The sequence below is a fragment of the Chitinophaga pendula genome, assembly GCF_020386615.1.
In the GTDB taxonomy this organism is placed as follows: domain Bacteria; phylum Bacteroidota; class Bacteroidia; order Chitinophagales; family Chitinophagaceae; genus Chitinophaga; species Chitinophaga pendula.
Genome location: NZ_CP077769.1, coordinates 3,517,482 through 3,542,047, shown reverse-complemented (window position 1 = coordinate 3,542,047; position 24,566 = coordinate 3,517,482). Strand labels below are relative to the sequence as shown.

The window sequence follows — 24,566 nt, the reverse complement described above, 5'->3', positions numbered from 1 at the left end:
CCAATTCCATGTCTGCTTGACAATCATTTACTATTTATAAAAACAAGAACAATGAAAAAAGTACCACTATCCTTGTTGGCCACATTCCTGCTATGGGCAACTGTATCGGCTTGCAAACGCGACGTCAGTCAACCATCCGGAAGTCCTTCTCCCCATGGCGAACAATTAAATCTCAGCAATAGCGCCTATCACCTGAATATCGTTTATTTTGTACCGTCCGACATGGATACCCTGATCAAATACAGAGAACGTATCAGTGGGATTATGCTCCAGGGACAACGATTCTATGGAAAATGGATGCAACACTATGGTTATGGTAATCGCAGCTTCGGCCTATTACCCGATAGTACCGGTAAAGGAATCAAGATCATAGTTGTGAAGGGAAAACAAACCAAGGACAAATACCCTTATGAGGGTGGTGGTAATATAGCAATAGGTGAACTGAATAGCTACTTCGCCGCTAACCCGGCCCAAAAGACTAGTGAACACACCCTGGTGATCATGCCGGCCTCAACCTATGCGGCAGACGGCGATCCCGGTGGAGTACCGTTCTACGGCTTAGGACGATGGTGTTTTGCGCTGGACTATAAAGAAATGGATACAAGTTATCTCGGCACGGGTGGTGTATTGGGAAACAGAGCCACAAAATGGATAGGAGGCCTGATGCATGAGTTAGGTCATGGCTTGAACCTTCCTCACAATAAAGAAAAGGTATCCGAAGCGGCAGACACGTCCAAAGGGACTGCACTAATGGGAAGTGGTAATTACACTTACGGCAAGTCCCCCACGTTTCTGACCGCCGCCAGCACCGCTATATTAAACAATAGTCAGACTTTTCGCACGACAACTGTAACCGACCTGTACGGCAGTGTCAGTGTTAGTATGAAAAGTATAAAGGCGCAATACCTGTCGGGAAACATCGAGATTAAAGCAAAATTCACTAATAATAAACCTGTCAATAATGTGATCCTATATAATGATCCCGAAGGCGGAAATGACTATGATGCAGTGCCGTGGGTGGTAAAGCCGGTGGGTGACAGCTTTAATATAAGTATGCCCATAAACGAATTGCACAAGAAAGAAGGTAATTACAGCCTGCGTATCCGCTTCCTGTTTGAAAATGGCTCATTAAAAGAACTGTCGTACCCGTATAGTTTTGTTAACAATGTACCGGTAATAGATATCAGTACAAAAGATGAACTGGACAAGTCCACCTGGAAGATCGTATCAGTGAATAGTGAAGAAGATGATGGAAAGGCTGTCAATCTCCTGGATAATAATCCACAAACGGTATGGCACACGCAATGGAAACAGGTACAACCAGCACATCCCCATCACGTGGTAGTGGATATGCAAGCGATCCGGAATATCTCAGGAATCTCCTTCTTACAGAGAGAGAACCTAAGTGGTGCGCTTAAAGATATTAGTATCTATACAAGTGCTGACAACACAAATTGGGCGCTGGAGGGCAACTACATCTTAAAAAATGTAAATACCATACAATACATTACGCTGAATAATCCTAAGTCGGTACGTTACTTTAAGATCGTGACCGCTTCCAACTATTATAATGACCACTATGCTGTACTGGCTGAGTGCGGTGCCTTTTAGGAAATCTACAGATTGTCGGCTCTGATCATGATCAGAGCCGACCTATTTTTGCAGGGATTGTCAGTGGTTCATTTCGCTGTATTTCATGTGTTTGCAGGTACTGCTGAATAGGTCGCTGCAAAAATACTTCATACTGAGGGTGTTAGCTTTACCAAAAAAGCCATGCTAACTTTATCTATGCTTGATCCTGGCCCCTGGTACCAGGAAATGCGACGGACAGCCCCTGTGTACTATGATCCGCATTTTTCTTTTTTCTTTGGAGCCGTAGGCGGCTGGCAGCTTTTCCGGTATGATGATGTAAAGAGAGCATTCATCGATTATGAAACATTCTCCAGTGCCTATCTTCCTCCTACAGGAGATGATATACTGGCAGACAGTCTGATGACTTCCGATCCACCTAGACATAGAGATCTCCGATCACTCGTCAATAAAGCTTTTTCTCCTGCTACTATTACCCGCCTGGAACCATGGCTGTATAAGACCTGTGAAATGCTGATACAGTCGAAAATGCAGGAAGGAGAGATGGATTTCGTACCACATATTGCAACCCCATTACCCAATCTGGTGTTGGCCAGGCTACTGGGAGTACCAGGGATGCAAGCTCACCAGGTAAGCCGTTGGACAAAAGCTATCACTGGGGATCCGACCGTAATGGGAATGGAGGTATACCAGCAAAACATGGATGAAATGATCGCGTTTTTGCTGGAATTGTTGGAAGACCGCCGGTCAGTACCCAAACAGGATCTTATCAGTGATCTATTGATGGCAGAAATAGATGGCATACGACTGACAAGCAAGGAAGTGATCGCTTTTTGTATCACGATATTAGGCGCAGGGACAGAGACGACGGAAGCATGGCTGATGATAGCCATGCAGCTGCTGATGGAGTATCCGGGTTTGCAACAGCATCTCAGCTCCCATCCGGAAAGTATTCCGGGTGCACTACAGGAAATATTACGATTCAGGACACCTATTATGGGATTACCACGGATCGCTGCCAAAGATGTAGAGATAGGAGGTCAGCAAATACGGAAAGGAGATTTTGTTAACCTGGTCATAGCAGCCGCCAATCGCGATCCAGAGGTATTCAACCGCCCGGACGAACTGGACATCACCCGCGACACCGGTAAACAATTAGGCTTTGGCTATGGGATACATTATTGTATAGGGAATATGCTGGCCAAAATGGAAGGCCGGATCCTATTTGAAACACTGTTAAAGCTGGGTAAAAATTATAGGTTGCCTGCCAGTACGACGATCGAGCGACACCCCAGTACCTTTGTATACAGCTTTCCCTCATTACCTGTCCGGTTTGAAATGCGGTAAGTAACAGGAAACAACAAAAAAGCGGCAAAAGATATATCCTTTGCCGCTTTTGAATATGAATAAGCGCTATTGCTTAGAGGTTCGCCTGGATTTTTTTCTCCAATACAGCTTTAGGTACTGCACCTACTTGTTTATCCACCACGTTACCTCCTTTGATGAAAAGGATAGCAGGGATACTGGTGATACCGTAATCAATAGACAGCTGAGGGTTATGATCCACATTCACTTTACCAATATTAACTTTACCAGCGTAGTCTTTAGACAACTCTTCAATGATTGGCCCGATTGCACGGCAAGGACCACACCATTCAGCCCAAAAATCTACAATAGACAGTTTATCGGAATCAAGAACTTCCGTTTGGAAGTTGGAATCTGTGAATTCTAAAGCCATATAGTTATATTTTTAGTTTTATGATATTTTAATACGATTATAAACTTCTCTTTTTCAATTTATTACTTCAAACTATCGATCTAGTCAACAATTTTTGATCCACATGCAAATTACTGCATTTTTGGCACCCTAGTTATTGATTATTTCTATGTTCGTATATACAATGACCATCCTAACCCTGGATGCTATGATTCGCTATTGTTTGGTTTCAATGTATACTTCAATATTAGGCTCTTTTGTGAGATAATGTGCCAATTCGTCATTCATCTCAATATGTTTGTTAAAAGTATGCAACTTTACCGTCAGATTATCATCCAGGTCCTTTAGTTGTACAGACAGCTGGCTGTTACCCGGATGCCGAGAAAAATTGTCACACAGGAAGTCTACGAATTCACGCGTAATAAACTTTGGTCTGGTAGCCAGGTAGACCTGCTTCGTATGCGTTTTCTTTACTTCCTGTAATAGCTGTATGCTATTTACTTTGAACTCGTATTCATTGTCATTGAATCGTTTGGACTTAAAGCCTCCATTTACATACAAACACAACCCGGCTTTGAGATAAGGCCCAAATCGGATAAAGTCCTCACTCCATAGTGCAAACTCAAACTTACCGGAATAATCTTCAATTGACATGATACCAAACTGTCGGTTATTTCGGGATATCCGTTCCTGGGCACCGGAAACATATACTGCCAGCCGGAAATTACGCTCGCGCGATTTCCCGCCAGTACTACCAGGAGTGGATATTTCTGCCTGATATTCAACAAGTTCTTGCACAGAGTTCATGTTATAGAACCGCTGCTCAAAACGGTAGTCATCCAGTGGATGTCCGGAAATATAGATACCAGTTACCTCCCGTTCATTGTTCAGCTTCTGGATCAATGGCCATAGGTCACAAGGTGGGATCTTCGGTGGCTCCACCTCCGGTAATTCATCAAAGCCAAATAAGCCACCTGCCGTCGGCGAGCCTGCAGATACCTGCTGCCCAAACTTCACGATCTTGTCAAGGCCGTTTGTGTTGTCATTATCGGGCTTATGGAAGTATTGCGCACGGTGTAACTCTGGGAAACAGTCGAAAGCACCCGACATCACCAGTGCTTCCAGCGATTTTTTGTTAACTGCCCGCTGATTTACCCGCTTGATGAAATCAAATATGTTCTTATAGAGTCCGTCTTTCTGACGTTCTTCCAGTAAATTTTCGATCGCCGCTTCACCCACACCCTTAAGACCCGCTAACCCAAAACGGATTTGCCCCTGCTTATTCACCGCAAAACCTTTGAAAGATTCATTTACATCGGGAGGAAGCACGTCTATACCCATACGTTTGGCTTCCTCCATAAAGAAGGTGATCTTCTCAATATTACTGGCGTTGTTCAATACCGCTGCCATATATTCAGCAGGGTAGTGGGCTTTAAGATAAGCCGTTTGGTATGCCACAAATGCATAACAGGTAGAGTGCGACTTGTTGAACGCGTAGGATGCAAATGCCTCCCAGTCCGTCCATACTTTGTCGCATACCTTCAGGTCATGCCCGTTCACCGCACACCCGTCCATGAACTGCTTCTTCATCTTATCCAGTACGGCCTTCTGCTTTTTCCCCATTGCTTTACGCAATACGTCCGCATCACCTTTGGAGAAGTTCGCCAGCTTCTGGCTCAGCAACATCACCTGCTCCTGGTATACTGTGATACCATAGGTATCATTCAGGTATTCCTCCATTTCTGCCAGGTCATATTGTACAGGCTCCAGCCCATGCTTACGACGGATAAACAAAGGAATATACTCCAGTGGCCCCGGACGGTACAAGGCGTTCATGGCGATAAGATCGTCAAAACGGTCGGGCTTCAGCTCCCGGAGGTATTTCTGCATACCGGGCGACTCAAACTGGAATGTACCGTTGGTTTCTCCCTTCTGATAGAGTTCATAGGTCTTTTCATCGTCCAGCGGTATCTCGTCAATATCGATTTCACGGTCATGGTTCTGCTTGATCATCTGCAGTGCACCTTTAATGATGGTAAGGGTCTTCAGACCCAAAAAGTCCATCTTGATTACACCGGCATTTTCGATGATACTACCCTCAAACTGCGTTACTAACAAGTCAGAATCCTTGGCTGTAGACACCGGAATCAGATCATACAGGTCTTTAGGAGCAATGATGATACCCGCAGCGTGAATACCTGTATTACGAACAGAGCCTTCCAGTACGCAAGCCTCCCGTAATACTTCACCCTGCAGGTCCTGTCCTTTGATCAGCTCTCTTAAGCGCTTAACATTTTCCAGGTCTTCTCCCATCAGTCCTTCTTTCTCAGAAAGACTTTTCTCACCATCCAGCGGGGCATTGAAGATACGGTCCAGCTGGATGCCGGGTTTTTCCGGTACCAGTTTCGCCAGCGCATTACTGTCCTGCAGTGGCAGGTCCATTACCCGCGCGACGTCTTTGATACTCATCTTCGCAGCCATTGTACCATAGGTGATGATCTGCGCAACCTGGTTACGGCCGTATTTCTGCACTACGTAGTCAATCACTTTCTGACGGCCTTCATCATCAAAGTCCGTATCAATATCGGGCATGCTCTTACGCTCCGGGTTAAGGAAACGCTCAAACAGCAAATTGTATTTGATGGGGTCTATATTAGTGATACCAATACAGTATGCTACCGCAGAACCGGCTGCTGAACCACGACCCGGACCAATGAACACTCCCAGGTCCCGCCCTGCCTTAATAAAGTCAGATACGATCAGGAAGTAACCGGCGAATCCCATGTTCTCGATAGTCTGCAACTCGAAATTGAGACGCTCTTCTATCTCCGGGGTCATTTCTGTATATCGTAAACGCGCCCCCTCCATCGTCAGGTGGCGCAGATATTGATCCTGCGTGATGAACTCCTTGGGTATCGGGAAGTTAGGTAGCAATATGTCACGCTTGAGATCCAATAACTGGATCTTATCAACGATCTCATTGGTATTATCGATTGCCTGAGGAAGGTCATGGAAGAGCTGGCTCATCTCTTCCGTCGTCTTAAAATAGAATTGGTCGTTATAAAAGGCAAAACGACGATTCTTCACGGATACATCATCATCTGCGAATTCTTTCATCGTCGGCGTGGCTTTCTTTTCGCCGGTGTTAATACATAGCAGGATGTCATGGGCATTGGCATCTGCCTGATCAACGTAGTGAGAGTCGTTGCTGGCAATAATCTTAACATTGTATTTGGCAGCAAAACGCAACAACACCTCATTCACTTTCTCCTGTTCAGGGATACCGTGGCGTTGCATTTCCACATAGAAATCCTCTCCAAAGATATCCAGCCACCACTTGAACTCTTTCTCTCCGGCTTCTTCGCCATGACGCAGGATCGTTTTAGGAACAGATGCCCCCAGACAGCAGGTAGTAGCAATCAAACCCTTATTATACTGCAGGATCAATTCCTTATCAATACGGGGGTATTTACCATACAGCCCCTCAATATATCCCAGTGAACACAACTTGATCAGGTTCCGATAGCCCTCATCATCCTTTGCTAATAACACCTGGTGATACCGGATATCCTTTTCCTCCCGCGTGAACGCCCGCTTAAAACGGTTCTCCACCAGATAAAATTCGCAACCTACAATAGGTTTAACTTTTAGGCGTTTATCCTTCGGATCTTCAGGATTGAGCTTATAATTATAGGCTTCCGCTACAAACTGAAATACACCAAACATATTACCATGGTCCGTAATAGCCAGCGCAGGCTGGTTGGATGCCATGGCCTTTTTATATAGCGATTTGATATCCGCAGCCCCGTCGAGCAGCGAATATTGCGTATGTACGTGCAGGTGGGAAAATTTCATTGACACAAATGCTTTGCTTTAAATTCCTGAATCCGTTTCCGTATGCCAGAATGAAAAATAAGCTACTTATTGTTCATTTCAGCAAGCAGCAAAAATACCGAATATTTAACCAGGTTTACAAGGACGTTTATCAACAACATGTGCATTACTAAACAATAACATCATCACACTGCAATAACCTTTCATTTTCAGAGATGAATAGAAGTTAATATGTCATAAATGTGCTATTAACAATAATGACTTCTTGTATATCAATGAAATAAGCAGACTTAAAGTGAGAAAAAATACTATATTTGTGTAATTTTAACCGGATGCTTATGACAGTTAGGAAGGGATTTTTTTTACTTAAATCTTCATTGTGCGTACTCGCACTCAGTTCCTGCTCCTCCCTTAAAAAACCTGCTGCCAAACCCACCACTTATCGCGATAACACCTATGAACGCAAAGTACAGTTCCTGGATGATATCAGCCTGAAAAGAGGAGCCAGTAAATCGGAACATCGTTATAATGGCCGCAGCGCCAATATCAGCCGTGACGTTAACAGGAGTAGCGCCATACTGGAAAATGCCAGCTCCTGGCAATTCAAATATGCGCAACTACTAGACGTTCCTGTCGAAGATGTCAATAATTTCCGGCTCTATGGCTTTATCGAAGAATGGTACGGTACCCCCTACCGTCTTGGTGGTCGTGATAGAGCGGGCATCGACTGTTCCAACTTCGTAAATACCTTGATGGCTGCTGTATTCCAGATCAGCAGTATAGGTAACTCTGTACAGCTATTCGAAAAAGTAACTAAATTACGTTCCCGGGACGAACTCCACGAAGGAGACCTCGTTTTCTTCCGCATTAATCGCCATCGCATCTCTCACGTAGGTATATACCTCGGCAATGATCGTTTCGTACATGCATCCACCAGTAATGGTGTGATGATCAGCGATCTCAACGAAGCTTATTGGAAAAGGTATTATGCTGGTGCCGGCCGTCTTGACAATGACTCCTATATAGGATATAAGCCCTAATACGAACTAATATTTGATCGCTGATAACTTACCGCTTGTTACAGATTAATGGCGACCTGTCATACGTTTGACCTTGTCTAAAAACGTGTGATATACTTGATTCATATCCTCCGATATATGGAGCCGGATGACTGCAATGGTAGCAATACCAGTAAATAGCATGGAACGAATGAACATATTGATCAGCGGGTGATCAACATGGATAAGGTAAGCAATAGGAAAATAAATGGCCAATGGTAAAAGAATAGCCAACGCGTTGCTCCTGTCAAATGGTTGAAGACCATAATGTTTCCACAGATAAGCAAAACGTATGACATTGAAAACACTGATCGATATCAGATTGGCAATACCCGCGCCTACTAAGCCAAAGTGTTTGATAAGTAAATAGTTAAGGGGAACAGCCAGAAACAGTAACACCATATTGGATTGCAACTCAAATCTCCATCTGGGAGAAGTGGCAATGATCTGGGAATTCACTCCAGTGCCTAATTCCACAATTTTAGCCAGCCCAAGCCAAAGAATTAGTGGCTTCCCTTCACGATAGATAGGGTCCAGGTGCAGAAAATCAAAGGCATCATCTAGGTTAAGCCATATCAGCGTAAACAGGAAAGATGAAATAACCAGCAAGTTAAGCGATGTCTTACGATATACATCTGCAATTTTATTAATATGCTTGTCCTTCCACGCTTGTGCCAGAATAGGCACCGCTATGCTGATCACGCTGCGCTGAGGTACTTCCAATACAGAACTGACATAGCTAGAGATCGCAAAAACCGCAGCATATTCCAATCCCTGTACGCTCGAAATAACCAGGCCGTCAATAGTCCTGGCCGCAATAGTAATGACATTACCACCTACCATAAACAGGGCATAAGGCAACATCTTATCCCACATTCTACGTGTAACGCGGCTGGGTGGCATGGCAAGTGGCAGCTCTTTCTTATAAATAAAGATCATGATCAAACTTGCAAACATGACCGCATATATGCAGCTATATAGCGTAATAAAGGTGAAAAAATGCATGACTCCCAGCATGAACGCCACGATAAGTATAAAATTCAGGCCGCGGAAGATCAACTCCTTGAATAAGTTAGTTAACACCGGCCTTTGCATATGCCAGGCATGTATTTCCAATATCTGGAACATCACCATGAAAAAGGTAAAAGGATAAACCAGATAAAAATAATCTATCAGCAAAGGAGACTTGCCGGAGAATTTACGAATAATCACAGGCTCAAATAAAGAAATACCTACACATAGCAGTATAAAACCGATAATGCCGTTGATAAAGGCTAAGCTCAGTATATCTATCTTTTTGAAAGGCAGATGCCCCTTGTAATAGGGGAAAAAACGGCCCAGTACCGCAGGTCCACCCAGGCAGGCAATACTGGTCAACAGCATAGACAGATCCAGTAACACACGAGTTAATCCAAATTCGGCAGGCTGAAAATACTTTGAGAAAAGAAAAGTATTAATGGCACCAAAAACAAAACCTATGTATATATATATTGATGTGACTACACTCTTTTTCCGGGCCTGACTCATACAGGTGTGCTTCTTTTTAGGGCGTAAAGGTATCCATATTTTGCCATTTTGTCTGAAAACTGTCTGTCCCGGGCCTGAAGCTATCGTAAGTAGCTTGGAGTCCTCCCCGCATTTTGTTTACTTTGCTTATTATGGAGTTATCGGTTATTATCGTCAATTATCGTAGTGCTAGGCTCATTAAAGACTGCATAGATACCATACTGACACAAACGAAAGAAGTATCTTATGAGATCATCGTAGTCGATAACAACTCCACAGATGATAGCGAACAGCAACTGAAAGCCCACTATCCAATGTTACATTGGATACAGATGGGGTATAACGCAGGCTTCGCCCGGGCAAACAATGCTGGTATACGTATCGCTTCGGGTAATATTGTGCTGTTGCTGAATCCGGACACCCTCGTGCTCGACGGCGCATTAGATAAATGCGTAGCCCGTTTCCGCTCCTCCAACTATAGTGCCTGTGGCGTGCAATTGCTGAACCCGGATGGATCACCTCAGATCACCGGTAACTATTTTATGAAAGGTGGCCTCAACCACTTGCTTCCATTACCTTATTGGGGTGCCTTTCTTCGTTGGCTCGGATATGCACTTAAAACGAAGGTGCCCAATATTCGGGAAGCAACCGGTGAACAACAGGTAGATTGGATCAATGGCGCTTTTCTGATGGTAAAACAAAGTGCCATTCATCAGGTAGGTATGCTCGATGAGGATTTCTTTTTATATGCAGAAGAAGCTGAATGGTGTAGCCGCCTGCTAAAGGCAGGACCTATGGCGGTATATGGAGATCTACGAGTGGTGCATCTCCAGGGTGAAACAGCTAATGTAACCTTTGAATCGGAAGACAAGGGATATTATGGTCTTTATAATCGAAAAGGCCTGCAGATCATGTTATCCAATCATGTCAGGGTCAGAAAACATTACGGGGTAGGATGGTTCCTGTTTATGTTGCTGAACTATACCTTTACCATCCCCATATTTTTCATTTTCAGTTTTTTTCATAACCTGGTACTATTTAGAAATCCTTTCCGTTATTGGAAAAATGCAGCCGGCCTCACAAAGAATGTATGGCAATTATGGGTGTTGGTACCGGCGATCATTCGCAATAAACCTCATTTTTATAAGGTGCTTTAGCGATTCTTCCAGGAATGCCCCTTTCCGAGTATGATTGCAAATGATAAAATATCTTATCTTGCGACAATTTTTGCGCCATGCGGTTAGCTAAGTTTTTACTGCGCTTCGTTTTTATCTGTAACCTCTGCTATCTGGCAGGGTACCTGCTCCGCATCACCGAAGATCCCGACAGATTCGCCTGGATTACCAAACACATCATCGTGCTGGGCTATATTGTGGCGCTTCCCGCTAATATATTGACCAGTATTTATACAATTATAATACTGATATCCGGGAAAACGAAGTGGAAAGAAATTCCATATATTGTCTTTATACTTAATCTGCTCATACTGCTTATTCAGATATTCCAATGATTACTAAAATACTAAATGATAAACCCACCCGGCTCTTTATCATCTTTACCAGTTTCTTCGTCGCCAACGCGCTGATCGCAGAATGTATAGGAGGGAAGATATTTTCCCTGGAGCGCTTACTCGGGCTCCCCGTACATACATTTACTATTTTTGGGCAGAGCGGTCTTTCTTTTAACCTTACTTGTGGTGTGCTGCTATGGCCACTGGAATTTGTAATGACGGATATCGTCAATGAATACTACGGCCCAAAAGCAGTCCGTCGGATCTCTTATACTGCTGTTGCGCTAATCTTGTATGCATTTGTGATGTTTTATGTAGCTATCCATGTCCCTTCGGCCGACTTCTGGCTGGGAAGCAGTGCCCAGGATGGCGTGCCGGACATGCAATTGGCCTTTACCAGTATTTTCGGACAGGGGATGTGGATCATCTTTGGAAGCCTGGTTGCTTTCCTGGTAAGCCAGATCGTTGACGTGACCGTTTTTCATCGCATTAAGAAGCAAACAGGAGAAAAACATATCTGGTTGCGTGCCACCGGATCTACCATAGTATCGCAACTCGTAGACAGTTTCATCGTATTATTTATTGCCTTTTACATGGGGAAAGGTTGGAGTATACAAACCGTATTAGCCATCTGCCTGGTAAATTATGCCTATAAATTTACAGTCGCCATATTACTCACTCCGGTAATATACTTCCTGGAAGGACGTATTGAACGCTATCTGGGCAAAGAAACAACCGCCCGTATGAAGGCTGCTGCCATGGGGAAAGAAGAAGCCTGATAAAGTATTATTGATACTTGGCCTTAACTAGATCAGCCACTACTTTGTCGATCGGCAAGGTCACACTTTCCGAGGAGAAGGTATCCCAGTCTACCCACCTTACACCTTCTACTTCTGTAATGCCCTCAGGGATAATAAAATCGAAGGGTTTGTTTAACAAAGGTGCCGTAAATGGTGAGGTCTGGCGCACCAGGTAATAAATGGAGATGATCTGGGAATGATTGTCAAATGCAGATATCTGGAAAAAATCAGTGGTGTAAATATGTTCTATTACCTCTACATTCTGGGCTAATTCCTCCTGCCATTCCCGCTGTATACATTCCAGCGTTCCTTCTCCAAACTCTAAACCACCACCCGGGAATTTGGTATAGTATCCCCCACGTATATACTCGTCACTAACCAGTACCTGCCGCTGCTCATTGATCATAATACCATACACACGTACGTTAAATACGCTCATTGGAAACCGGATTTAGATAATTGAATATAATAAGACTAAAACCATTTCTTTTTCATGAAGTACCAGCTCATGATAACGGAAATGACTATTGAGAGAATAACCGGAATATAAAAGGCATGGCGTGAATGCTGATACGGAATATCGACGTTCATGCCATAAATACTAGCTACCAATACGGGAAAGGTGAGTACAATTGTAATGGAAGTCAGGCGTTTCATCACCAGGTTCAGGTTATTGGAGATAATACTGGCGAAGGCATCCATGGTACTGCTAAGTATGTTGGTATAAACGTTAGCCATTTCCAGTGCCTGAGAAGTATCTACGATCAGGTCATTCAAAAACTCCTTCTCATCATCGTTCAACCCAAGGAAATTAGTACGTTCCAATTTCATCAACAACAACTCGTTGCTACGTAGGGCAGTCACGAAATATACCAGGCTTTTCTGGATACGCATGATATATAATAACTCTTCATTCCGGTTGGAATCATACAGACGTTGCTCGAGTAGATTGCGACGCTGGTTGATCTCTTTCAGATATTCAAGGAAGTTCATCGTTACTTTCTCAAATACCTTTAACACCATCATATTCCGTTTCTCCGGATGACGGTTGTGAAAAGTATTCAGGAACTTCTTGATTGCCGCGTTGTCGAAGGAATTTACGGTGAGTATCTGGTTGTGGGTTAGAATGATCACAATAGGTATCGTGATATAATAAGCATCACTCTCATTGATGGAATTATTTTCCGTCGGTGTTTTAATAACGATCAACTTAACGTTATCCTCCAGTTCAAAACGGGATTTCTCATCAATATCCAAAGAGTCCGTCAGGAAGTCCAGTGGAATATCAAGTTCTTCAGACAAACGTTCAAATTCTGCCTGTTTCAGCGGGGGCGTAATATTTACCCAGGCACCGTTCTCGGCACGATCTATTTCTACTGTACGGGCGTCGATATTTTTAAAGTACTGGATCATCCGGGCGCAAAGGTATTACAATTAATAATTACAACGTCAGTGGGTGTATAGCCCGGTGTTAATTCTTAATTAACATCGACCTGTCCCTCAAATACCAACTTGGCAGGCCCACATAACCAGATATTACTGAAGGACCGCTCCCCGGTTTTTTCGAATTTTACCTCTAGCTGTCCACCTAATGTCTGTACCGGTATCACATAGGACTGTAAAGTTTCTCCGGCAAATGTTAAGGCGGCTGCCGTAACACCCGTTCCGCAGGAGTAGGTCTCATCCTCTACACCACGTTCATAGGTGCGAACATAAATACCTTTTTCTGTAGGCTGTACAAAGTTTACATTGGTACCCTCTGCCGCAAAACGGTCGTTATACCTGATCTGCCGGCCTTCGCTATATACATCCAGCGTTTCCAGATTGTTCACATATTTAACAAAATGTGGGGAGCCTGTATTCAAATAGTAGTAGGCAGGTCCTTGCTCCACATAGTCTACATCCTGCATTTTAAGATTCACCCATTCCGTACCGGCTATACTGGCATCGTGAGGGCCGTCGACCGCCAGGAAACGTAAGGTTTCCTTGTCAATACCCATCTTCTTGGCAAAGGCTACCAGACAACGCCCTCCATTACCGCACATGCTACCTTCATTACCGTCCGCATTGTAATATTTCATGCCGAAATCATACCCTTCCTGCGCATTCAGCAACATAAGCCCATCCGCTCCAATCCCAAACCGTCGGTCGCACAACTGATGTACCTGTGCATTGGTAAGTCCATCATACTGGCCATTCCTGTTGTCCAGTATAACAAAATCGTTACCGGTCCCTTGATATTTATAAAACTGCAACTGCTTCATTTCCTGCAAAGGTAATCATTATAGATTCCCGTAATAGCTTTTAGTACGCTACACACGGCTGTCAGAGAGTAATGATAGGCACCCGGACCGTCGGTATTTAGCCAGACCGGGTGCCAGACCGTTAAATACCGGCAATAATATCTAGGGATTGCTCAATCATATTGGCAACGGATTTCGCACTGTCCTTGCTGAATTCCTGACGGATACGATTAGCCACTATTGTACTGATCGACAAACAATTATGTCCTAATACACGTCCTAAACCATATATACCGGCAGTTTCCATCTCGAAGTTAGTTACACGATGCCCTTCATAACTAAAGGCGCTGAGTTGCTCAAGTAGTTGAGGGTGAGAGAGAGGACCTCTAAGTGCCCGCCCCTGTGGTGCATAGAAGCCCGGACAGGTTACTGTAATACCTGCGTGATAGCCGTTTCTAAAATGTTGAGCCACACTGCCTGCTTCCAGCAGGTAAGGGTGAGCACTGCCAGCAGCCAGCTTCACCTGCTCCCGGAATGCACCTAATAATTGTTGCTCTGTCGTTGTATTTTCATACGTATACCAGGGTAACAGATTATCTAACCCGATGCCATGAGAAGATACCACAAAAGCATCTACGGGAATACCTTCCTGTAAAGCACCGGAGGTACCTAAGCGTATGATCTGTAATTGGGTATGTTCTTCCTTGATCGTACGGCTTTGCAGGTCGATATTTACCAACGCATCCAGCTCGTTCAGCACGATATCGATGTTATCAGTACCAATACCGGTGGATACTACGGAAATGCGTTTGCTCCCTATCCAACCAGTATGAGTAACAAATTCCCGGTGTTGCCACTGACCTTCTATCTTATCAAAGTGTTTACTCACCTCCTGTACCCGGTCAGGATCTCCTACCGTAATAATCGTCGTCGCCAGTTCCTCTGGCCGCAGGTTCAAATGATACACCGCATTGCGGCTATTAAGGATCATTTCTGATGCTGCTATTCGTGTAGCCATAAGTGTTGTTCTTTTATGTTTCAGTGTCTGATACGCTGTAACTATGGTAAACAGGGCACAAAAGAACGCTTTCTCCCGCATTTCCCCAGCAGTTACGGACAAGATTTTATTTTATTTTCAAATAATATTTGGCAAATATCGAAAAATTACTACTTTTGCAGTCCTACAAAATTAAACAATTGCGTAGGACGCTGATAAAAAGAGTTTTACTCCTTTAAAAGCATCAAAATGGTTTCGTGGCCGAGTGGCTAGGCAGAGGTCTGCAAAACCTTTTACAGCGGTTCGAATCCGCTCGAAACCTCCCTTAGAGAGCTGCTTTTGGCAGCTCTTTTTTTATATGCCTATACCTGGCGGCCAGTTAACTGTTATCCCCTCTCAACTGGATGTAATGCAGACGCAGCGAGTTGTACCGCCTTCCCCTAAACTAATGGTATGAAATCGAAATTCTCCAATGAAACACTCGCACGTGCGTAACTGCAGCACATCAAAGGTGGAGGTCAGGCACAACAAGCTTTTTGTGAAAATCAGATCTGCGCAGGCAGGCATGGGCTCGTTTGCACACTGGAATGTTCCTGTGTGTATCAAAGTTAAGCACCTCGCGCTGACGGGAATTGTATATGGATGGGCTTAAAGTCAATGCTCACTGCATTGTTGGCTCGTTTTTTCGGGAAAATATCCGGTGTGAAATAAAAATTAATAACCTATTGCTTTTGTCGTTTTAAAAGGTTATATTGCATCCCCTGCAAATCGGCCGAAAGGATAGATTGAAGGCTCAATGTTTTACCATTGTGTTACCATACATAACAGAATTGTAGAGATATTTAAAATATCAATAAGCGCCAGGCCGTGGCCAACAAAACAACCAAATGCCCGGCGTCTTCGGATAGAGCCTTCTGAATTTCAGGAGGCTCTTTGCGTTTTATATATCTTAAATAAATTGTGGTATGCTGGAAATTATTAACGTGACTGCAACTGATAAAGAAGCCATAGAACAAGTGAAAGGATTATTCCGCGAATATGCCTCCTGGCTAAGCGTAGATCTGAGCTTTCAGCAGTTCGAAGAGGAGCTGGCCACATTACCTGGTCCCTATGTTACTCCACATGGTGCGCTTTTTCTCGCTAAAGTAGATGGACAACCCGCCGGCTGTGTCGCCGTACGCTCCTTTGATGATACTAACTCGACCTGCGAAATGAAACGCCTCTTCGTAAGAGACGCCTTCAAAGGCCATGGTGTTGGAAAAGCATTGGCTGCTCAGGCCATCTCGGCTGGTAGAGAGCTTGGCTATAAGAGAATGTTACTCGATACCCTCGCTCACATGAAACAGGCCATCGATCTGTACACCGCCCTGGGCTTTCAACCTATCGCGGCTTACTACGATAACCCTATCAGCAACGCGGTGTACCTCTCTATGGTGTTAGAAGAATAATAGCAACCTGCTGGCAAATAGTAAGTATAACCATGCCTGCAGCCTGTCACGGCTGTTAGTAAAATGGTTTTGTGCATATCAACACTGCGATGAATGAATCGCCATGTTGTCATAAACTCGCGTAGTGCAACTCTAAAAAACGATTTCCAGGTATCTTGTCAACGTTATAATACATTGATGACAAAATACCTGGAAATCTATTTATCTGCCCTCCGGCAGAATGCCTCCATTAAAAATTACTATCCTCTTCACTTTCATCTCCACCCATGTTGAAGTTCATCATGGTACCCAACAGATCACTGAAACGTGTCTCGTTTTCTACCACCTTCTTGCTGATTAGCGAATACGCAGACAATCCGTGCAGCACAAACTCCATCAGCAGTAACTGCTCCTTACCATTGGCATGAGGAAAACGACCCTGTACAAGTTCTTTCAAACCTTCTACCTTCTGAAGGCTGGTAGCATACTGCTTGTCGCTTATATCCTGCAATAACTGAACCGCATTACCTTTATCGAACCATTGTATTACCTGGCGATAAGGATTCTCAGATGGTGCCACTTGTTTACGTTTCTTAAAAGAATCCGGATTCGGGAAGTAGGTAGCAAAGAGTGTCCGGATAGCCTTGTCCAATAAATTAAATGCTACCTGCAAAGGACCTTCCTGCTCGCCTTCATAAACCAATTCAATCTTACCCGTAATCGCTGGGATAATGCCTTGCAGGTCGGCTATGCGCACATGCGTTTCTTTCTCCTTATTTATAATAGCTCTCCGCTCACCGGCACTCACCGCATTCTCATATGCAGCAATGGTCAGACGTGCAGATACACCACTTTTCTTATCCACGTATTCACTGTTACGGGCCTCAAACGCTACTTGCTCTATCAGCCTTTTGATCATGTCCGTCATATGGATACGGCCTTCCTGTTCCTCATGTAAATTGGCTTCCTGCTCAGTGATCAACAGAGAATTCTCAATGTTTTTCGGATAGTGAGTAATAATCTGGCTTTCTATGCGGTCCTTTAAAGGAGTTACAATCGCGCCGCGATTAGTATAGTCTTCCGGATTAGCAGTAAATATAAAAAGGATGTCCAGTGGCATACGGACCTTAAAGCCCCTAATTTGAATATCTCCTTCCTGCAAGATATTAAATAATGCAACTTGTATGCGAGCTTGCAGGTCTGGTAACTCGTTAATTACAAAGATCCCCCTGTTAGACCTAGGGATGATACCAAAGTGGATCACCCGCTCATCTGCATAGCTAAGTTTCAAATTAGCAGCTTTGATCGGATCAATATCCCCGATAAGATCTGCTACTGATACATCGGGTGTAGCGAGCTTCTCACCGTAACGCTCTTCCCGGGATAACCAGGTAATAGGTGTTTCATCCCCCAACTCAGCTACCAGGTCCCGCCCATAACGGGATAAGGGCGCAAATGGATTGTCATTGACTTCTGAGCCCGCAATCACCGGCACATACTCGTCCAACAGATCAATCATCTGTCGTGCCATTCTCGTTTTTGCCTGACCTCGAAGACCAAGGAACAAAATATTATGCCGGGAAAGTAACGCTCGCTCCGTATCTGGGATTACGGTATCGTCATAACCAATGATACCAGGAAATGTTTGCTCTTTTTGCTTGAGTTTTTTTATTAAATTAAGTCTGATCTCCTCTTTAACCGATTTATGTTTGTAACCGCTTTTCTTCAGTTGGCCCAAAGTACTGATGCTCGTGTTCATGAATATTCCCTGTTTATAGAATGAAAAAGATAACCAAAATGCAGTGTTTCCTTTAGGGAAACTTATTCTGCATTATCCAAGTTGTTTGCTGCCTCGCTGAAAGGCTGTACTAAACGCTAATAAAATTTCCGTTTTCCGCTTTCGAAGTCATGAAACAGGAATTGACCCAGTTTGTCCGTACCGGAAAAGAAGGCTTTACCATTGTTGGTTTCAGTGAACTCCTGAACAAACTGCTGTAGCCAGGGGTCCGTTGCAACCATAAATGTTGTAATAGGTATTTTCAGTTTCTTACACTGGGCCGCCAGATTAAGTGTCCGATTCAATATCTTCCGGTCCAGTCCGAAACTGTTTTTGTAATACTGTTTACCATTCTTCAGGCAGGTAGGTTTCCCGTCAGTAATCATGAAGATCTGCTTGTTTGGATTTCGCCTGCGTCGAAGTAAGTCCATTGCCAATTCCAATCCCGCTACGGTATTGGTATGATAAGGGCCTACCTGTAGATAGGGGAGATCTTTGATCTCGATCTGCCAGGCATCATTGCCAAAAACAATAATATCCAAAGTATCTTTTGGATAGCGGGTGGTGATGAGCTCGCTCAGTGCCATCGCCACTTTTTTGGCTGGTGTAATGCGATCTTCACCATACAAGATCATCGAATGGGAGATATCGATCATAAGTGCCGTCGACGTCTGCGCCTTAAAATCCGTTTCTTTCACTTCCAGGTCATCCTGCTGGATCGAAAAACTGTCAATGCCATGGTTGATCTGGGCATTGCGGATAGAAGCGGTCACATCGATCTGATCTAACCCATCTCCAAATTGAAATGGCCTTGTTTCTGCATTCCATTCATCTCCCTGACCAGGCCGGCGGGTATTATGGTCTCCCGTACTCGACTTTTTCAATTTCCCAAAGATCTCTTCCAATGCCTTTTTACGGATAGTTTGCTCCGTACGGGAAGTGATCGAAAACTGTCCGTCTTCCTCATTTTCACGTAGGAAACCCTTGTCCTTCAGGTCCTGTATGAAGTCGCCTATGCCATAATCCTCGTTGGTAAGTTGATATTCTTTATCTAATTCGGTAAGCCATTGTAATGCCTCCGATACATCGCCGCTGGTGTAGGTAAGTAGCTGGGTGAACAAGTCCAGTAGCTTCTCAAAGGGCGGTTGTGCATTATCCTCAGGATTAAACCTGACAAATTTTACTCCTCTCATAGCTCAAAAATCTAAACCTAAATTACGAAATGTTTTCGTGTATACTCCAACAACGGTATCAGCTATGCATTCTCAACATTATTCACTACTTTTCAGCGTCTTTAGCATTTAATCAAATAGGCGAATATGAAAAAACTGACAAATGTATTACTATTGGCGGCCAGCATCATGGCCACCACTTGGGCGATCCAACCTGCTCAGGCTCAGAAGAAAGCCGCAAAAGAGAAAGAAGGAAAAGCAGAAAAACTGGGCTGGATGCTGGGCGCTCAGGCTTATACATTCAACCGTTTTACCCTGGCTCAGGCCCTGGACAAAATGGACAGTTGCGGCATTCACTATGTAGAGTGCTACCAAGGGCAAACACTAGGTGGCGATCTGGAGGGAAAAATGGATTACAACATGGATGCTGCCAAACGCGAAAAATTGCTGCTGATGTTTAACCAAAAGAATAAAAAGCTGGTAGCATTTGGCGTAGTATCCCCACAAGATGAAGCCGATTGGAGAAAAGTGTTCGATTTCGCCAAAGCTATGCAAATCCAGGTAATCACCGCAGAACCCAAAAAAGAACACCTCGACTTGGTTTCTACCCTTTGCGATCAATACCAGATCAAAGTAGCGATCCATGACCACCCCAACCCCAGCCCTTACTGGCATCCGGATACTGTACTGGCTGCTATTGAAGGCCGTAGCAGGTTACTGGGCGCCTGCGCCGATATCGGCCATTGGGTACGCTCTGGTCTGGATCCGGTAGAATGTATTCAAAAGCTCAAAGGTCATGTCATGAGCCTGCATGTGAAAGATATGAATGAAAAGTCTCCCAAAGCGCATGATGTAATTTGGGGCAAGGGATACAGCAATATCCCGGGTGTGTTGGAAACATTGAAAGCTCAAGGCTTTAAAGGGTTATTCTCCGCAGAATATGAATACAACTGGCTCAATAGTGTTCCAGATGTAAAAGCAAGCGCAGCATTCTGGAGAGAAACAGTCAACAAGTTATAACTTACGAATAATCTAAAATAGAAGAGGAGGCCACCTGGTCTCCTCTTTTTTATTGGTTATAACCCTGGAATCTTTATCGGGCCATTCACGCACATTATTTAATGGGTATCCCTTCCTGCCGGCCATTTCTCCATCTCCCATGTCTCTCCACAGGGGCAAACATGTATTTATTGCGCATACACAAAAAAGAAGGGTGGAACAATTGTTCCACCCTTACTGAGGTCATAATATTAACCGGATTATTTCCCGCTATCTTTTTGAGTAGCCGGGGAATCCTGAGTAGCATTTATTTGTGTATGCTCTTCTGTATTGGCAGGTGCGCCGCCACCGAAGTCGGCCTTCATCCGCTGTAGCAATTGAATGAATTGCTCCGCTAATTGACCGTCATGCTGCAGGTCGCCTCCGAGTTTTGAAGGAGGCAGAGAACGATAATATTGCAACTGCTGTGTACAGTCTTTGATAATCTTTTGAGCGATCTCGTCACCTTTCTTCACATCTCCTGCGAGATAGTAACCATATACAGTCTGCAGAGAACTATAGTTATGCATGTTGTTCGGAGATGTCATGGCATATGGGAAGTTATCTTCCAACAGCATAGTATCTGCTCTGTTTAACACTTTTAAAGCTTCCGCCTTTTTGTTCTCCTGCGCCATAGAGATACCCAGCTTCGTGAATGCATTACGCAGGTATTGCAGCAACTTACGGTTAGGCTCATCAAAATAGGTGCCTTTGTTTTCTGCACCGCCAAATGAGAACTTCGTCATAAGGTTGTTATACATCACTGGAATATTCACGTTATTATCCACTCCTAAAGGATCGTTGTTAGACTCCTTACGCATCGGTATCAGATGGTAGGTCAGACCATCAGTACGCAGGTAGTCGTTGATACCCAGGTCGGTTGGACTTGTAAAGTAAATAGGACGCTTCCAGTTGTTGGCTGCAATAATATCATATACCGCCAGGTCATTCTTCAGGAGATAGCTCTTGCTGATCTGGAAAGGTAACTGCGGTAATATTTTAGCGCTGTCTTTAATATCTACTACACCATTTTTGATAGCGGCTGCCACATCTACAGGGATGAACAGCTTTTGACTTGGCAGGAAGTTTTCCTTACCACCGTCAGTAGTAGACAATTTGGCACGGTCATCATCAGATCCCATGAACTGCATGATCTCAGCCAGGTTTACGAATTTATCCTGGGGTACGATGCCTGCATCGTAGAAACGGATATAGTTGCGCGTTTCACCGCGGTACTTATCAGGAGTCCAGCTCATCGGAACCGGAGCACTCTCATTCACTTTCTGGCGCTGCTGATCAATATACCAGTCTACACCCAGCAAGCTGAGGTTGATCACGCGTATATCCGGACGTATACCTTCCACCTCTTGCGCATACCACAACGGATAGGTATCATTATCTCCAACCGTGAATAAGATCGCATTAGGCGCACAGGATTCGAGGTAATCTTTAGCAATATCACGACCCAGCGTCTTGGGAGAACGGTCATGGTCATCCCATTCCTGGAAGCCCATCAGCACGGGAACGGCTAGCAGACATACTGCAGTTGCCAGCGGAGCAGCAAAACTTACTTTGCTCTTCCGCTTAATGAACTCGTATACAGATAATACGCCCAGTCCTATCCACACGGCGAAGGCATAAAAAGAGCCCACATAGGCATAGTCTCGTTCACGTGGCTGGTTACCAGCCTGGTTCAGGTATAATACAATCGCCACCCCCGTAAAGAAGAACAGTAAGCCTACGACCAGGGTATCCCGGCGATGTCTTGCATAGTGGAAGAAGAAACCAGCAACACCCAGCAGGAAGGGGAGGAGGAATAGACGGTTATGCGCCTTATTATTTTTCAGACTGTCAGGCATGGTAGACTGATCACCATACATGAAGTTGTCGAGGAAGGATATCCCGCTGATCCAGTTACCATCACGTACGTTGCCATAACCCTGTGTGTCATTTTGTTTGCCGGCAAAGTTCCACATGAAGTAACGGATATACATGAAGTTAAGCTGGTAGCCGAAGAAGAACTTTACGTTGTCTCCAAAACTAGGTTTTTGACCCTGCTGTAGACCAAGATAGCTCCGGTAATAGTCCGCATGCCCCTGGTCGTTACTCGCATCCCATACACGGGGGAATAACATTTTATCTTCTGCGGCATACACAGGTTCCATCTTCTTGCCGGCTATTTCATACTTGTCTTTGCTTCTTGCGTATACATTACCTGTCTCCTTATATTCGGTCGGACGGGCGGTAAATACCTGGCCATAGATCAGGGGGAAGTCTCCATATTGCTCACGGCCCAGATAACCTACCAGGGAGATCGGGTTATCTACATTATACATGTCCACGGAAGGATTGGCCGTAGAACGTATCATAGTGGTGATATAAGTAGAATATCCTAATAACAGGAAAAGGATACAGGAGACCGTAAGTTTTACAGAATGTGCCACCCCTTCAGTATTGAGTTTTACACCAAATGTCTTCAGCAGGTAAGGGATCAGCAGGAAGGCAGCTGCAACGATGAGTTTCAGGAAGATCATACCCGCGCCCGCTCCGTCATTAAAAGCAGGAACAATGATCACAGACGCGATCAGGATCAGCGGAGCATAAACACCGAATTTAGTATTGCGATAACCGTACAACAATACGGCTGTTAATGCGGCAAAGTAAAAGATAAAGCCGGAGAAGAACGGCAAAGACAGGCTGTTTACAAAAAACACATCCATGTAACCGGAGGTTTTGATCGTATCCTGGATGATGAACTTTTGTACCAGGCCTGTGATCGCACAACCAACAATAAATGCCCAGAAAGTACCCGAAGCCGTTACCTTGTAACGCTTGAAGTAGTACACCATTACGATGGCTGGAATAGTCAGGAGGTTCAACAGGTGCACACCAATGGAAAGTCCCATCAGGTAAGCGATCAAGATGATCCAACGATCAGCATATGGCTGTTCGGACTCATGTTCCCATTTCAGGATAGCCCAGAATACTATGGCCGTAAAAAATGAGGACATGGCGTATACTTCACCTTCCACAGCAGAAAACCAGAACGAGTCGGAAAATGTGTAAGCCAATGCTCCAACAGTACCGGCGCCCATGATAGCAATCATTTTTTCTCCGGAAATCACCTCGTTATCTTTTACCATCAGACGACGGGCAAAGTGAGTAATTGTCCAGAACAGGAATAGGATTGTGAAGCCACTGGCTAAAGCGGACATCGTGTTCATCCCAAGGGCTGCCTGTGAAGGCTTCAGGAACATAGTAAACAATCTTCCCAGCAGCACGAACAAAGGAGCACCTGGCGGGTGTGGTACCTGTACCTTGTAAGCACTGGAAATAAACTCACCACAGTCCCACAAGCTGCCGGAAGCCTCCATTGTCATGATGTAAACAGTGCAAGCTATGATGCAGATCACCCAGCCCACAATGTTATTCGTCCTTTTAAAATTCATACGGTTGTTTTAAGGTCCGACAAAAATAGAAAAAGTAGCAAATTATGATAATTCGCCGAACAGTTTTAACTTTTTGTCAATATCTTTTTAAATAATAAATAATTAATAGCGTAGCTGTTAGGTCATTTTTAAGACATTGATTTTAGTCACAGACCACCTGTTGTGTTACGCTCCATGCATGGGGTTTCCCCTGGAACAATATTTTGGTGGCTGCCCAGGTCTCGCGGAATAGGGTAGAGGCCCTGTATGTTTCTAAAGCCTCCGGCCCATCCCAATGACTGTAGGTGAAATAAATGCTGCTGCCGGCAGCCTCCCGCCACAACTCCAGGTGTCTGCAGCCGGGAAACTGCCGGATTTGGTTACGCTGCCGCTCGAAAAGCGCCTCGAAGGTCCCGGTATGCTCCGGGGCAAAGTCCATTTTTACAATACGAATGATCATATGATATTA

Annotated in this window: 19 protein-coding genes and 1 tRNA gene; 9 read left to right on the top strand and 11 right to left on the bottom strand. The window is 44.4% G+C overall.

Going from position 1 to position 24,566, the window contains the following annotated elements; translation table 11 throughout:
- The first annotated feature begins 51 nt into the window (after positions 1 to 51).
- Together KTO58_RS12420 and KTO58_RS12415 are read left to right on the top strand one after the other, a co-directional pair.
- On the top strand, positions 52 to 1,611 hold the full coding sequence (locus KTO58_RS12420) for a discoidin domain-containing protein (protein ID WP_095839059.1): 1,560 nt from the start codon (positions 52 to 54) through the stop codon (positions 1,609 to 1,611).
- Between the two features lie 162 nt (positions 1,612 to 1,773).
- Complete coding sequence (locus KTO58_RS12415) at positions 1,774 to 2,937, top strand: cytochrome P450 (RefSeq protein ID WP_095839060.1); 1,164 nt, start codon at positions 1,774 to 1,776, stop codon at positions 2,935 to 2,937.
- A gap of 73 nt (positions 2,938 to 3,010) precedes the next feature.
- On the opposite strand, the gene trxA is transcribed toward KTO58_RS12415, so the two are convergent.
- Together trxA and dnaE are read right to left on the bottom strand one after the other, a co-directional pair.
- Positions 3,011 to 3,328 carry a thioredoxin gene (gene trxA, locus KTO58_RS12410; RefSeq protein ID WP_095839061.1) on the bottom strand — a complete coding sequence of 106 codons (318 nt, stop codon included), beginning with the start codon at positions 3,326 to 3,328 and terminating at the stop codon, positions 3,011 to 3,013.
- A gap of 195 nt (positions 3,329 to 3,523) precedes the next feature.
- Complete coding sequence (gene dnaE / locus KTO58_RS12405) at positions 3,524 to 7,162, bottom strand: DNA polymerase III subunit alpha (RefSeq protein ID WP_095839062.1); 3,639 nt, start codon at positions 7,160 to 7,162, stop codon at positions 3,524 to 3,526.
- Positions 7,163 to 7,479: 317 nt separating this feature from the next.
- Here dnaE and KTO58_RS12400 point away from each other — a divergent pair, with 317 nt between their 5' ends.
- Positions 7,480 to 8,181, top strand: a complete 702-nt coding sequence (locus KTO58_RS12400; protein WP_157753004.1) for a C40 family peptidase — start codon at positions 7,480 to 7,482, stop codon at positions 8,179 to 8,181.
- A 45-nt stretch (positions 8,182 to 8,226) separates the two neighbouring features.
- Here the strand turns inward: KTO58_RS12400 and KTO58_RS12395 are convergent, their stop codons facing one another.
- A complete protein-coding gene (locus KTO58_RS12395) occupies positions 8,227 to 9,582 on the bottom strand; it encodes a lipopolysaccharide biosynthesis protein (protein ID WP_225860224.1) in 1,356 nt (451 codons plus the stop codon).
- A gap of 275 nt (positions 9,583 to 9,857) precedes the next feature.
- On the opposite strand from KTO58_RS12395, the gene KTO58_RS12390 reads away from it, so the two are divergent.
- The 3 genes from KTO58_RS12390 (at position 9,858) to KTO58_RS12380 (ending at position 11,994) form a co-directional block, all read left to right on the top strand.
- The gene (locus KTO58_RS12390; protein WP_095839065.1) at positions 9,858 to 10,862 is read left to right on the top strand and encodes a glycosyltransferase family 2 protein; all 1,005 of its coding nucleotides are present in this window, start codon (positions 9,858 to 9,860) and stop codon (positions 10,860 to 10,862) included.
- A 77-nt stretch (positions 10,863 to 10,939) separates the two neighbouring features.
- A complete protein-coding gene (locus tag KTO58_RS12385; protein WP_095839066.1) occupies positions 10,940 to 11,215 on the top strand; it encodes a hypothetical protein in 276 nt (91 codons plus the stop codon).
- A complete protein-coding gene (locus tag KTO58_RS12380) occupies positions 11,212 to 11,994 on the top strand; it encodes a queuosine precursor transporter (protein ID WP_095839067.1) in 783 nt (260 codons plus the stop codon). Before KTO58_RS12385 ends, KTO58_RS12380 begins: the two co-directional genes overlap by 4 nt.
- A gap of 7 nt (positions 11,995 to 12,001) precedes the next feature.
- Here the strand turns inward: KTO58_RS12380 and KTO58_RS12375 are convergent, their stop codons facing one another.
- The 4 genes from KTO58_RS12375 to KTO58_RS12360 all read right to left on the bottom strand — a co-directional run bounded on the left by KTO58_RS12375 (position 12,002) and on the right by KTO58_RS12360 (position 15,276).
- Positions 12,002 to 12,454 carry an NUDIX domain-containing protein gene (locus KTO58_RS12375; protein ID WP_095839068.1) on the bottom strand — a complete coding sequence of 151 codons (453 nt, stop codon included), beginning with the start codon at positions 12,452 to 12,454 and terminating at the stop codon, positions 12,002 to 12,004.
- A gap of 35 nt (positions 12,455 to 12,489) precedes the next feature.
- Positions 12,490 to 13,428, bottom strand: coding sequence for a magnesium transporter CorA family protein (locus KTO58_RS12370; protein ID WP_095839069.1), 939 nt, complete (start codon positions 13,426 to 13,428; stop codon positions 12,490 to 12,492).
- Positions 13,429 to 13,493: 65 nt separating this feature from the next.
- A complete protein-coding gene (gene dapF / locus KTO58_RS12365; RefSeq protein WP_095839070.1) occupies positions 13,494 to 14,279 on the bottom strand; it encodes a diaminopimelate epimerase in 786 nt (261 codons plus the stop codon).
- Positions 14,280 to 14,400: 121 nt separating this feature from the next.
- Positions 14,401 to 15,276 (bottom strand): nucleoside phosphorylase, encoded by an 876-nt coding sequence (locus tag KTO58_RS12360; RefSeq protein ID WP_095841589.1) that lies wholly within the window; start codon positions 15,274 to 15,276, stop codon positions 14,401 to 14,403.
- Positions 15,277 to 15,506: 230 nt separating this feature from the next.
- On the opposite strand from KTO58_RS12360, the gene KTO58_RS12355 reads away from it, so the two are divergent.
- Both KTO58_RS12355 and KTO58_RS12350 read left to right on the top strand, forming a co-directional pair.
- Positions 15,507 to 15,577: transfer RNA gene (locus KTO58_RS12355), tRNA-Cys, on the top strand.
- A 643-nt stretch (positions 15,578 to 16,220) separates the two neighbouring features.
- A complete protein-coding gene (locus tag KTO58_RS12350) occupies positions 16,221 to 16,703 on the top strand; it encodes a GNAT family N-acetyltransferase (RefSeq protein WP_095839071.1) in 483 nt (160 codons plus the stop codon).
- Between the two features lie 229 nt (positions 16,704 to 16,932).
- Here KTO58_RS12350 and KTO58_RS12345 read toward each other — a convergent pair whose 3' ends face one another.
- Together KTO58_RS12345 and KTO58_RS12340 are read right to left on the bottom strand one after the other, a co-directional pair.
- A complete protein-coding gene (locus KTO58_RS12345) occupies positions 16,933 to 18,441 on the bottom strand; it encodes a magnesium chelatase ATPase subunit I (RefSeq protein ID WP_225860223.1) in 1,509 nt (502 codons plus the stop codon).
- Positions 18,442 to 18,557: 116 nt separating this feature from the next.
- Complete coding sequence (locus KTO58_RS12340; RefSeq protein WP_095839072.1) at positions 18,558 to 19,652, bottom strand: vWA domain-containing protein; 1,095 nt, start codon at positions 19,650 to 19,652, stop codon at positions 18,558 to 18,560.
- Positions 19,653 to 19,778: 126 nt separating this feature from the next.
- On the opposite strand from KTO58_RS12340, the gene KTO58_RS12335 reads away from it, so the two are divergent.
- Positions 19,779 to 20,651 (top strand): sugar phosphate isomerase/epimerase family protein, encoded by an 873-nt coding sequence (locus KTO58_RS12335; protein ID WP_198314925.1) that lies wholly within the window; start codon positions 19,779 to 19,781, stop codon positions 20,649 to 20,651.
- A gap of 239 nt (positions 20,652 to 20,890) precedes the next feature.
- Here the strand turns inward: KTO58_RS12335 and KTO58_RS12330 are convergent, their stop codons facing one another.
- Together KTO58_RS12330 and KTO58_RS12325 are read right to left on the bottom strand one after the other, a co-directional pair.
- Positions 20,891 to 24,118, bottom strand: coding sequence for a glycosyltransferase family 117 protein (locus KTO58_RS12330; RefSeq protein WP_095839073.1), 3,228 nt, complete (start codon positions 24,116 to 24,118; stop codon positions 20,891 to 20,893).
- Positions 24,119 to 24,260: 142 nt separating this feature from the next.
- Positions 24,261 to 24,557 (bottom strand): putative quinol monooxygenase, encoded by a 297-nt coding sequence (locus KTO58_RS12325; RefSeq protein ID WP_095839074.1) that lies wholly within the window; start codon positions 24,555 to 24,557, stop codon positions 24,261 to 24,263.
- Between the last annotated feature and the right edge of the window lie 9 nt (positions 24,558 to 24,566).